Origin of the sequence: Citrobacter sp. wls827 (assembly GCF_005280875.1) — a bacterium.
Lineage (GTDB): Bacteria > Pseudomonadota > Gammaproteobacteria > Enterobacterales > Enterobacteriaceae > Citrobacter > Citrobacter youngae.
On record NZ_SZWR01000002.1, the window covers coordinates 1 to 10,599 of the forward strand.

Annotated in this window: 16 protein-coding genes; 6 read left to right on the top strand and 10 right to left on the bottom strand. The window is 50.0% G+C overall.

Annotated features, from left to right (window positions below; all coding sequences use genetic code 11):
* Positions 1 to 189 (bottom strand): hypothetical protein (locus FDX03_RS22780; RefSeq protein WP_212724550.1); only part of this gene is annotated, 189 nt, incomplete at its 3' end.
* Between the two features lie 27 nt (positions 190 to 216).
* Between FDX03_RS22780 and FDX03_RS02695 the strand changes: the two genes are divergently transcribed.
* Complete coding sequence (locus FDX03_RS02695) at positions 217 to 771, top strand: gamma carbonic anhydrase family protein (protein ID WP_048213512.1); 555 nt, start codon at positions 217 to 219, stop codon at positions 769 to 771.
* On the opposite strand, the gene FDX03_RS02700 is transcribed toward FDX03_RS02695, so the two are convergent.
* Genes FDX03_RS02700 through dprA form a run of 6 tightly spaced genes read right to left on the bottom strand, consistent with a single transcriptional unit; the run spans position 747 to position 4,538 of the window.
* Positions 747 to 1,004 (bottom strand): DUF1488 domain-containing protein, encoded by a 258-nt coding sequence (locus tag FDX03_RS02700; protein WP_061068716.1) that lies wholly within the window; start codon positions 1,002 to 1,004, stop codon positions 747 to 749. The two genes, FDX03_RS02695 and FDX03_RS02700, sit on opposite strands and share 25 nt — an antisense overlap.
* Positions 1,001 to 1,822: a shikimate dehydrogenase gene (aroE, locus tag FDX03_RS02705; protein WP_061068717.1), complete on the bottom strand. Its 822-nt coding sequence runs from the start codon at positions 1,820 to 1,822 to the stop codon at positions 1,001 to 1,003. The genes FDX03_RS02700 and aroE overlap by 4 nt, the downstream gene beginning before the upstream one ends.
* Before the next feature lies 1 nt (position 1,823).
* Positions 1,824 to 2,396, bottom strand: coding sequence for an L-threonylcarbamoyladenylate synthase type 1 TsaC (tsaC, locus tag FDX03_RS02710; protein WP_048213515.1), 573 nt, complete (start codon positions 2,394 to 2,396; stop codon positions 1,824 to 1,826).
* 3 nt (positions 2,397 to 2,399) lie between these two features.
* Positions 2,400 to 2,942: a type I DNA topoisomerase gene (locus FDX03_RS02715; RefSeq protein WP_048213516.1), complete on the bottom strand. Its 543-nt coding sequence runs from the start codon at positions 2,940 to 2,942 to the stop codon at positions 2,400 to 2,402.
* A 26-nt stretch (positions 2,943 to 2,968) separates the two neighbouring features.
* On the bottom strand, positions 2,969 to 3,442 hold the full coding sequence (smg, locus tag FDX03_RS02720; RefSeq protein ID WP_005134083.1) for a DUF494 family protein Smg: 474 nt from the start codon (positions 3,440 to 3,442) through the stop codon (positions 2,969 to 2,971).
* Positions 3,414 to 4,538 carry a DNA-protecting protein DprA gene (gene dprA, locus FDX03_RS02725; protein WP_048213517.1) on the bottom strand — a complete coding sequence of 375 codons (1,125 nt, stop codon included), beginning with the start codon at positions 4,536 to 4,538 and terminating at the stop codon, positions 3,414 to 3,416. The genes smg and dprA overlap by 29 nt, the downstream gene beginning before the upstream one ends.
* Before the next feature lie 129 nt (positions 4,539 to 4,667).
* Between dprA and def the strand changes: the two genes are divergently transcribed.
* The 5 genes from def to mscL all read left to right on the top strand — a co-directional run bounded on the left by def (position 4,668) and on the right by mscL (position 9,435).
* The gene (gene def, locus FDX03_RS02730) at positions 4,668 to 5,177 is read left to right on the top strand and encodes a peptide deformylase (RefSeq protein ID WP_040232019.1); all 510 of its coding nucleotides are present in this window, start codon (positions 4,668 to 4,670) and stop codon (positions 5,175 to 5,177) included.
* 14 nt (positions 5,178 to 5,191) lie between these two features.
* Positions 5,192 to 6,139, top strand: coding sequence for a methionyl-tRNA formyltransferase (fmt, locus tag FDX03_RS02735; RefSeq protein ID WP_061068718.1), 948 nt, complete (start codon positions 5,192 to 5,194; stop codon positions 6,137 to 6,139).
* Positions 6,140 to 6,192: 53 nt separating this feature from the next.
* Positions 6,193 to 7,482: a 16S rRNA (cytosine(967)-C(5))-methyltransferase RsmB gene (rsmB, locus tag FDX03_RS02740; RefSeq protein ID WP_086529987.1), complete on the top strand. Its 1,290-nt coding sequence runs from the start codon at positions 6,193 to 6,195 to the stop codon at positions 7,480 to 7,482.
* 21 nt (positions 7,483 to 7,503) lie between these two features.
* Positions 7,504 to 8,880 carry a Trk system potassium transporter TrkA gene (trkA, locus tag FDX03_RS02745; protein ID WP_003031153.1) on the top strand — a complete coding sequence of 459 codons (1,377 nt, stop codon included), beginning with the start codon at positions 7,504 to 7,506 and terminating at the stop codon, positions 8,878 to 8,880.
* A gap of 141 nt (positions 8,881 to 9,021) precedes the next feature.
* Entirely contained in the window at positions 9,022 to 9,435 is a 414-nt protein-coding gene (gene mscL / locus FDX03_RS02750; protein WP_003031152.1) for a large-conductance mechanosensitive channel protein MscL, read from the top strand.
* Here mscL and arfA read toward each other — a convergent pair.
* From arfA to FDX03_RS02765, 3 genes are read right to left on the bottom strand one after another with little or no spacing between them, the layout of a single operon-like run.
* Positions 9,432 to 9,650, bottom strand: a complete 219-nt coding sequence (gene arfA / locus FDX03_RS02755; RefSeq protein WP_048213520.1) for an alternative ribosome-rescue factor ArfA — start codon at positions 9,648 to 9,650, stop codon at positions 9,432 to 9,434. The genes mscL and arfA overlap by 4 nt on opposite strands.
* A 57-nt stretch (positions 9,651 to 9,707) precedes the next feature.
* On the bottom strand, positions 9,708 to 10,133 hold the full coding sequence (gene zntR / locus FDX03_RS02760) for a Zn(2+)-responsive transcriptional regulator (protein ID WP_048213521.1): 426 nt from the start codon (positions 10,131 to 10,133) through the stop codon (positions 9,708 to 9,710).
* Positions 10,134 to 10,143: 10 nt separating this feature from the next.
* Positions 10,144 to 10,512, bottom strand: coding sequence for a DUF1992 domain-containing protein (locus tag FDX03_RS02765; RefSeq protein WP_137345459.1), 369 nt, complete (start codon positions 10,510 to 10,512; stop codon positions 10,144 to 10,146).
* Positions 10,513 to 10,599 lie beyond the last annotated feature (87 nt).

Here is a 10,599-nt window from a genome sequence, read left to right on the forward strand (position 1 = left end):
AAGTGATTCACATCCGCCGTGTCGATGGAGGCGCATTATAGGGATCCCATTTTTTAGCACAAGTGTTTTTTGGATCTTTTTTGCCGAATGCTTGTTTTTCACTCCTTTCGCTACATTCCTGTGCAATTTGGCTGATTTTTGATAGCTAAACCACTTGCACAGTCTCAATAATCCAACCAAAGTCTTCATTACCGCCCTATTTTCATTGAGGTAAACATGTCTGATGTACTACGTCCTTATAAGGATCTTTTCCCACAGATCGGCAAACGCGTCATGATCGATAGTAGTAGTGTTGTCATTGGCGATGCTCGTCTGGCTGATGATGTCGGGATTTGGCCACTGGTTGCGATTCGTGGCGATGTGAACTACGTACAGATTGGCGCCCGTACAAACATCCAGGACGGCAGCGTTCTCCATGTCACGCATAAATCCACGTCTAATCCGCAGGGTAATCCACTGATCGTGGGTGAGGACGTTACGGTTGGTCATAAAGTCATGCTACACGGTTGCATCATTGGCAACCGCGTTTTAGTCGGTATGGGATCGATTTTGCTGGATGGCGTAGTCGTAGAAGACGACGTTATGATTGGGGCTGGGAGCCTGGTTCCACAAAACAAACGCCTGGAAAGCGGATATCTGTATCTGGGAAGCCCGGTTAAACAAATCCGCCCACTAACTGATGAAGAGAAAGCAGGCCTACAGTATTCTGCTGACAACTACGTGAAGTGGAAAGATGAGTATTTAGGTCAGGATAACCAGACCCAACCTTGAGAATCTTCCTGCTGGGCCTGGATCAATGCTTCAGCCTCTTCTTCCAGATCCCAGCGATATTCGCGAAAAGTTTCAAGCCACTGTTCAGGCGTGTCGCCGCCAAAGCGATGCGCCAGCGTCTCTCCTTTTATGGCACATTTTAGCTGCATACCATGAACCATCGCCGGGAAGACGACGGAATTAATATCCGCCACCCACTCTTCCCTATCAGGGAATTGAATCGCCTGATTCATGCAGAAAGTTCCTGTTGCAGTGTTTTAATCACAGGCTCAATCTCCGGTAGTACACCATGCCAGAGCAAAACAGCATGTGCCGCTTGCCCCACCAGCATTCCCAAACCATCAGCACAATGTTTTGCACCATGCGATACGCACCAGGAAAGGAACGGAGTATTCCCCTTTTGATAGAACATGTCGTAGCAATAAACCGAAGAATGAATAAGCGATGCAGGAATGGCTGGAACATCACCGCTAATACCACTGGACGTTGCGTTGATGATCAGATCGAAGGTGTAATTATCCAGCTCATCCATTCCTACCGCCTGAACGCTGCCGGTATGGGAGAAGATCTGCGCCAATTCTTCAGCACGTGAGGCGGTGCGATTAACAATAGTCACCGCGCAATCCATAGACAGGAGAGGCAGCAACACGCCACGGGACGCTCCACCGGCCCCAATCAACAGGATACGAGACCCGGGATGAATGAAAGACAAACGCTCAAGATCGCTAAGCAGGCCGATACCATCGGTGTTATCACCCAGTAAACGCCCATCCTCCAGCCGTTTTAGAGTATTGACCGCCCCAGCCAGCGATGCCCGCTCTGTTAGTTCATCAGCACGCGCAAAAGCCTCTTCTTTAAAAGGAACGGTAACATTAGCCCCTTTCCCCCCATCAGCAAAAAAGGCATTGAGCGTATTCACAAAGTTATTGATCGGCGCCAACACCCGACCATAAGAGTGATCAATCTTCAGCTGCTCTGCAAATTGCTGATGAATAAAAGGCGATTTGCTGTGTGCTACCGGATTACCAAAAACAGCATAGGCTTCTTTCATATTACCCCTGTCGAAACTGTTCACCCGTCAAAGCATCTCTGATTTCCGAGGGATTCAAACGTCCGCCGGTATTACCTTCAACCACTGGAAAATCTTCCCCGAACTGCGCTCGTACTTCCTCTACCGTTCTGCAGGGTGCCAGTCCACTCAGATTGGCACTGGTAGAAACTAATGGCTTGCCATAAGCCTGGCACAATGCAACCACCAGCGGGTGATCCGTGACGCGCACGGCGAGCGAATCAAAACGACCGGTTAGCCAACGCGGCGTTGTCGCAGGAGCCGGGAAAACGAAAGTGACAGGGCCAGGCCAGCGAGCGAAAACAGCTTCACGTTGAGCATCGGTGAGCATACTGTCATCAATATACGGTTTGAGTTGATCAAAGCTTGCCGCAATCAAAATCAAACCTTTATCAATTGGACGTTGTTTGAGTTCCAACAGACGCATTACCGCCGTTTCGCTGTCAGGATTGCAACCGACACCAAAAACGGCTTCTGTTGGATAAGCGATGACATTTTCTTGTTGCAGAACCTCTATCGCGGCAGCGATGGGGTCCGTAGGCAGGTTTTTATTCACTTTTTATTCCGCCGGGATCGGCTTTCCACATTGTTTACTGGCACAGAAATGCTTCGCACCCTGCGCGGTTTTCTTTTCGATGAGTAGCGGATAGTGGCACTCTGGACACTCTCCCGCTAACGGTTTGAAGTTAATGACAAACTGACACTCCGGATAGCGATCGCAGGAGTAGAAGGTTTTGCCATAACGTGAACGCCGCTGAACCAAGTGGCCCGTCTGGCATTGGGGGCACACTACTGCGGTTTCATCAGGCTTATCGATAAGCTCAGTGTGATCGCAGGCAGGGTAATCACTGCACCCAATAAACATACCGAATCGTCCCTGCCTCAGCACCAGTTCAGCGCCACATGCAGGGCAGAATTTACCCTCCAGAACTTTGACTATATGTCCGTCCGCAGATGATTTCAGCGGACGGACATAATCGCATTCTGGATAGTGTGAGCAACCAAGAAACGGGCCGTGTTTCCCGGAACGAATAACCAGTTCAGCCCCACATTGTGGGCAGGGCTCGTTTTTACGCACCGTAAACAGTGCTGATTTAGCCATAACAACTCATACTGAATGAAGATTGATTAATGCAGCATACCTTCATTCACTTCAAAGAGTAATTCTTCCATTTGCTGATAGGCATTTTCGCAGCCTGGAATGTTGAACAGAACCATCAGGATCACCCACTTCAGGTCTTCCAGATCAAACTCAGCCGTATCCAGCGCAAGTACGCGCTCTATCACCATTTCTCGCGTTTCGAGGTTTAGCACCTGAATCTGCTCCAGGAATAGCAGGAACCCCCGACAGCTCGCATCCAGCCGATCGCACTCTTCTGCAGTATAAATACGTACAGAAAGGGGATCTGATGCAAGCTGCATAGGTTCTGCAAGGCCGTCCTGATAATCAGCAAGCTTTTCCAGCCACAGTAACGCGTTGTAGATGTCTTCACGATCAAAACCAGCGTCGGTAAGATCCCGTTCCAGTTTGTCCTGATCCACACGCAGCTCAGCTTCGTTATGGATATATGTCTCAAACAAATACATTAGTACGTCGAACATGGCTTGCCCTCCTCAATCGGACATAGCCGCCGGGTACAGCTGCGATCCATCCTGCTAACTCCAGTTCGAGCAGTTGAGCCACTACCTCTGGCACAGGTTGGCCGGCACGTTCAGCGACGACGTCAACAGGTGTTACCTCATCTCCTACGTTAGCCAGGAGCTCTGAAAATGGCAATGCCACCTCTTCGTGATCCGGCGAATAAATTGATTTTTCAGGCTCATCTGGCAGCCATTGCAGCCCATATTGCAAACTTTCCAGTATTTCCTCTGGTGCCGTCACAAGCATGGCTCCCTGCTGAATGAGCCAATGGGGACCTTCACTTCCCGGACTCCCTATCGGTCCAGGCAAAGCAAAAACCTCCCGTCCTTGTTCCAGCGCACAGCGTGCAGTGACTAATGAGCCACTACGCTGTGCCGCTTCAACAACCAGTACTCCCTTACTTAGACCACTAATAATGCGATTTCGTCGGGGAAAATTACGCGGTAAAGGGAGCATATCCAAAGGAAACTCGGACACCAGAGCACCTCCGGCCTCTATCAAACTTTCGGCAAGACGAACATGTCGCCGTGGATATATAGTTTCCAAACCATTTCCCAATACCGCAATACTGGCCCCGTGTGTGTTTATCGCTGCAGTATGCGCCACACCGTCAATCCCTTTAGCCAGTCCGCTAGTGATCGTCACACCACATGCTGAAAGCTTTTCGCAGAACAACCGCGCCCATCGTTCGCCATACCAGGAGTACTGCCGACTGCCGACAACAGCAACTTGAAATGAGTGAAGACACTCAGGGCGGCCAGCAATGAAAAGTACGCCAGGGTAATCCTCAATAGCACGCAGCTGCGGCGGAAAATACTTGCTGTCGGCAAAAACCAGATGATGATGGGGTAACTCAAGCCAACGCAGCGTTTTTTCCAGTGACTGTTCAGAAAAGGCCAGAAAACGTTCGACCTGGCGAGGAGTGAACCCTGCATGCCGAAGTACCGTATTGTTAATACTCGGTTGAGCGATAAGCCAGCGAGCAGTGCGCACCATCTCATCACCATACAGTTCATTCACTTGTGCTAAACGTAACCAAATCTCAATATGGGTCATCCCTGTTCCCCTGCCACAAGCAGTCCTGGCAATCTTTGCGATTGGTCACTGATGCTGTCAATCAGAGCGGGTTTTGTCTAGAATAGAGGTAATAATCTTTCCAATTCCTGAACACAACTCTGGATAACTATGTCAGTTTTGCAAGTGTTACATATTCCGGACGAGCGTCTTCGCAAAGTCGCAAAGCCGGTTGAAGAAGTGAATGCAGAAATTCAGCGTATCGTTGATGATATGTTCGAAACGATGTACGCCGAAGAAGGTATCGGTCTGGCCGCAACACAGGTCGATATTCATCAGCGCATCATTGTTATTGATGTCTCTGAAAACCGTGACGAGCGTCTGGTACTCATTAACCCAGAGCTGCTGGAAAAAGACGGTGAAACGGGCATTGAAGAAGGCTGCCTGTCTATTCCTGAACAACGTGCATTAGTACCGCGCGCTGAAAAAGTAAAAATTCGTGCGCTCGATCGCGACGGTAAGCCTTTTGAACTGGAGGCCGATGGCCTGTTGGCTATCTGCATCCAACATGAAATGGATCACCTGGTCGGTAAACTGTTTATCGATTATCTGTCTCCGTTGAAGCAACAACGTATTCGTCAGAAAGTTGAAAAACTCGACCGCCTGAACGCCCGAGCTTAAGGACAAGAATCAACGTGTCAGACTCACTACGTATTATTTTTGCGGGTACACCTGACTTTGCAGCGCGTCATCTCGACGCGCTGTTGTCTTCTGGACATAACGTCGTTGGGGTGTTTACCCAACCGGACCGCCCTGCGGGACGTGGTAAAAAGCTGATGCCCAGCCCGGTAAAAGTGCTGGCGGAAGAAAAAGGGATACCCGTTTTCCAACCTGTATCTCTTCGTCCCCAGGAAAACCAACAACTGGTTTCTGATCTGCACGCTGATGTAATGGTGGTGGTGGCATATGGCCTGATTCTGCCAAAAGCCGTACTGGACATGCCGCGTCTGGGTTGCATCAACGTTCATGGTTCTCTGCTTCCACGCTGGCGTGGGGCCGCACCGATCCAGCGTTCATTGTGGGCAGGCGACACCGAAACAGGTGTAACCATCATGCAGATGGATGTCGGTCTGGACACCGGAGATATGCTGCATAAGCTGTCGTGCCCAATTACGGCAGAAGATACCAGCGGTTCGTTATACGATAAGCTGGCAGATTTGGGGCCGCAGGGGCTGATTGAAACGCTAAAACAGCTTGCTGCTGGCACAATAAAACCAGTTGTTCAGGATGAATCTCTGGTTACGCATGCAGAAAAACTCAGCAAAGAAGAGGCACGTATCGACTGGTCGCTTTCGGCCACTCAGTTGGAACGCTGTATCCGCGCCTTTAACCCGTGGCCAATGAGCTGGCTTGAAATCGAAGGTCAGCCAGTGAAAGTCTGGAAAGCTTCTGTTATTGCTGTGAACACACAGTCTGCACCAGGCACCATCCTCGAGGCGACAAAGCAGGGCATCCAGGTCGCAACAGGCGACGGCATCCTGAATCTCATCGCTTTACAGCCTGCCGGTAAGAAAGCGATGAGCGCACAGGATCTGCTCAATTCGCGTCGGGAGTGGTTTGTGCCCGGGAATCGTCTGATCTGACGGTTCATCTCTTTTAAAGCCCGGAGCCTCCGGGCATTTTTATTTTTGCGCTTATGAAAAAACATCTTAATTTACGCAGTATGGCGGCCCAGGCTGTCGAACAGGTTGTCGAAAAGGGCCAATCGTTGAGTAACGTACTGCCCGCCATGCAGCAAAAAGTAGCCGACAAAGATAAGGCGCTGTTGCAGGAACTTTGCTTCGGCGTATTACGCACGCTCTCCCAACTGGAGTGGATGATCCAGCAGCTGATGGAACGTCCAATGACGGGCAAACAGCGCACCGTTCACTATCTGATCATGGTGGGCTTCTACCAGCTACTGCATACCCGTATTCCACCGCACGCTGCGCTGGCTGAGACTGTCGAAGGTGCGGTTGTCATAAAGCGTCCGCAGCTTAAAGGGTTGATCAACGGCGTGTTGCGCCAGTTTCAGCGTCGTCAGGATGAACTGCTGGCCGAGTTCGCGCAAAGCGATTTACGTTTCTTACACCCTTCCTGGCTGGTGAAACGTATTAAGGCCGCTTATCCGCAGCAGTGGGAAGCTATTCTTGAAGCCAATAATCAGCGACCACCGATGTGGCTGCGTGTCAATCGTAACCACCATACGCGCGACGCCTGGCTGGACCTGCTTAGCGAAGCAGGATTAACCGGCTTCCCACATCCGGATTATCCGGATGCAGTGCGTCTGGAAACGCCGGCTCCTGTACACGCCCTCCCAGGCTTTGATGAAGGCTGGGTAACCGTCCAGGATGCTTCAGCTCAAGGATGTGTAACTTATCTGTTGCCGGAGAACGGTGAACAGATCCTCGACCTGTGCTGCGCGCCGGGCGGTAAAACGACGCACATTCTGGAAGTTGCTCCGCAAGCTAACGTGATGGCCGTCGATGTCGATGAGAAACGCTTATCGCGCGTTTACGACAATCTGAAACGCCTCGGCATGAAGGCAACCGTAAAACAGGGTGATGGTCGATATCCACAACAATGGTGTGGCGAACAACAGTTTGACCGTATTTTGCTGGATGCTCCGTGTTCTGCCACCGGGGTGATTCGTCGCCATCCGGATATCAAATGGCTGCGCCGCGACCGGGATATTGCCGAACTTGCCCAATTGCAGGCCGAGATCCTGAATGCAACCTGGTTACATCTTAAACCTGGCGGCACGCTGGTTTATGCAACGTGCTCTATCCTGCCAGAAGAAAACCAGCAGCAAATTACCGCCTTCCTGGCACGCACGCCGGATGCGGTATTAAGCGAAACCGGTACGCCGGAAAAACCCGGACGTCAGAATTTACCAGGTGCGGAAGATGGCGATGGCTTCTTTTACGCTAAGCTAATCAAAAAGTGATGAGATAACGGGTCGCGACTGATGAAAATTATCATTCTGGGCGCAGGGCAAGTTGGCGGTACGCTGGCTGAAAACCTGGTCGGAGAAAACAACGATATCACGGTAGTCGATACCAATGGTGAACGCCTGCGCAGCCTGCAGGACAAGTTTGATCTCCGCGTCGTGCAAGGGCACGGTTCACATCCTCGCGTACTGCGTGAAGCTGGGGCCGACGATGCCGATATGCTGGTTGCCGTAACCAGCTCAGATGAAACAAATATGGTTGCCTGCCAGGTAGCTTATTCACTGTTTAATACGCCTAATCGCATCGCCCGTATTCGTTCACCGGATTATGTTCGTGATGCGGACAAGCTATTCCAATCCGATGCGGTACCTATCGATCACCTGATTGCGCCGGAGCAACTGGTTATCGATAGCATTTATCGACTGATTGAATATCCGGGTGCATTGCAGGTAGTCAATTTTGCCGAAGGTAAAGTCAGTCTGGCAGTAGTAAAAGCCTATTACGGCGGGCCGCTTATCGGTAATGCGCTGTCAACAATGCGTGAACATATGCCGCACATCGATACCCGCGTTGCGGCGATTTTCCGTCATGACCGACCAATCCGTCCACAAGGTTCTACGATCGTTGAAGCGGGTGATGAAGTCTTCTTTATTGCGGCATCACAGCATATTCGCGCCGTAATGAGTGAACTGCAGCGTCTGGAAAAACCCTACAAGCGTATTATGTTAGTGGGTGGCGGTAATATCGGTGCTGGTCTGGCCCGACGTCTGGAAAAAGATTACAGCGTCAAACTGATCGAGCGCAATCAGCAACGGGCATCCGAGCTTGCGGAGAAATTGCAAAATACGATCGTCTTTTTCGGTGATGCCTCGGATCAAGAGCTGCTGGCTGAAGAACATATTGATCAAGTTGATCTGTTTATCGCAGTGACCAACGATGATGAAGCGAATATCATGTCGGCGATGCTTGCCAAACGGATGGGTGCCAAGAAAGTGATGGTGTTAATCCAACGCAGAGCATACGTCGATCTGGTGCAAGGTAGCGTGATCGATATTGCTATTTCACCGCAGCAGGCGACCATCTCCGCGCTGCTCAGTCACGTACGTAAAGCTGACATTGTCGGCGTTTCTTCACTACGCCGTGGCGTCGCGGAAGCCATTGAAGCCGTCGCACACGGGGATGAAACAACATCTCGGGTTGTGGGACGCTCAATTGATGAAATTAAACTTCCACCCGGTACCATTATTGGTGCGGTAGTGCGAGGTAACGACGTGATGATAGCCAATGACAACCTGCGTATTGAGCAGGGTGATCACGTTATCATGTTCCTGACAGACAAAAAGTTTATTACTGACGTCGAGCGACTATTCCAGCCAAGTCCTTTCTTCCTGTAATAATTTGGGCGCGAATACAGCGCCCTTTTTATTTCCCTTTATATTTCATGGTCTAATAAATTTTCCTTTCGGCAATACATAAATGGAAATTGCCTAAACATTTGTTAAACTTATAAACGTCAGCTGCATAGGGAGAATAAAATGAGCATTATTAAAGAGTTTCGCGAATTCGCGATGCGCGGGAATGTTGTCGATTTGGCAGTGGGTGTCATTATTGGTGCGGCATTCGGTAAGATTGTTTCATCGCTGGTTGCCGATATCATCATGCCGCCACTGGGGTTGTTAATTGGTGGGATCGATTTTAAACAGTTTGCTTTGACATTACGCGATGCGCAGGGAGACATCCCGGCTGTCGTTATGCATTACGGTGTATTTATTCAGAACGTATTTGATTTCATTATTGTGGCGTTTGCTATCTTTATGGCAATCAAACTGATCAACAAACTGAATCGTAAAAAAGCGGAAGAGCCGGCTGCACCGCCAGCTCCCTCGAAAGAAGAAGTATTGCTGAGTGAAATTCGTGACCTGCTGAAAGAACAAAATAACCGTTCTTAAGCACTCACTGAAACCAGAAGGCCAGTGGTAAAAAAGTGATTCACTTTCTTGCCACTGGCCTCCCAGTTACCCCGATTGCCATGTTTACCTTTACGCAGATAACTACCTTTACCTTTTTTATTCTTCTCAACGCGCTGTCTGAACAGTGGGTCATGCAGAAGCGCCTCAATGGCGTTGTCTTTTATCTGCCCTTTGGTGTGCTGATAACGACTCATAATATCTCCAGTTTGTAGTAATTTACGCCGCGAGTGTAGACCCGGCAGTTCAAGAAATCAACAGCCTGATATTGTTCCACTGGCGCCTTGCTCAAGAGCTTCAAGAATAGAGCAGTACACGCTGCTATGTGCCTTGCCGCAGCATGCATCATTCAATCGCTGCAGAGACCGCTGCATCGTCTGAAGTTCGGCAATACGTGCTTCGACTTCTTGCAGTCTTTCCTGGACGATCCCTTTTGATTCCTGACAGGTATGGTGTTCGGGATCAACACGGATCGAAAGCAATTCGCGGATCGACTCCAGAGTGAAACCAAGCTGGCGGGCATAACGAATAAACTTCAGGCGCTGAAGATCGCTTTCTGTATAGAGGCGAAATCCGCCTTCAGTACGCACTTCATGCTCCATCATCTGCTGCTTTTCATAGTAGCGGATAGTATCTGGCGTCACGTCAGCCAGTTTCGCTATTTCACCAATTCGGTACATGCTCTCTCCGCTATTCATCGTTGATCTTTTTTAGCAGCTTATCTGCGTAGTCACCGCGCAAAAACTCGATGCTGAGTCCAGCCTGCCGAAGTTTAAGTTCCAGCAGCGACAGTCTTCGGCTCACCTCCGGATAACTTGGATCATCTTTGCGGATCCCCGCGAGTATTTCAAGCAGCTGTATTGCTTCTCTGCGTTGCTCGAGCTCAGGAGGGAGGCAACCTGCATTTTTTAATAAACGGTATCCGGCTCGGAGTTCGGACGGGACATGGGAGTCATCGTCAAGAGTCAGCGGTTCGCCCGTTCCCGGTAAATCATCAAACTCACCTTTAGATTGTGCATCAATAATATGGCGCTCTGCCCACTGGTCCAGTAACCACATACAACACTCCAGGGGATGAACAAAAAGAGTACAGATATTGTAGATAAGTGGGGATATGACGGATATAAAAAAACCCGCCGAGGCGGG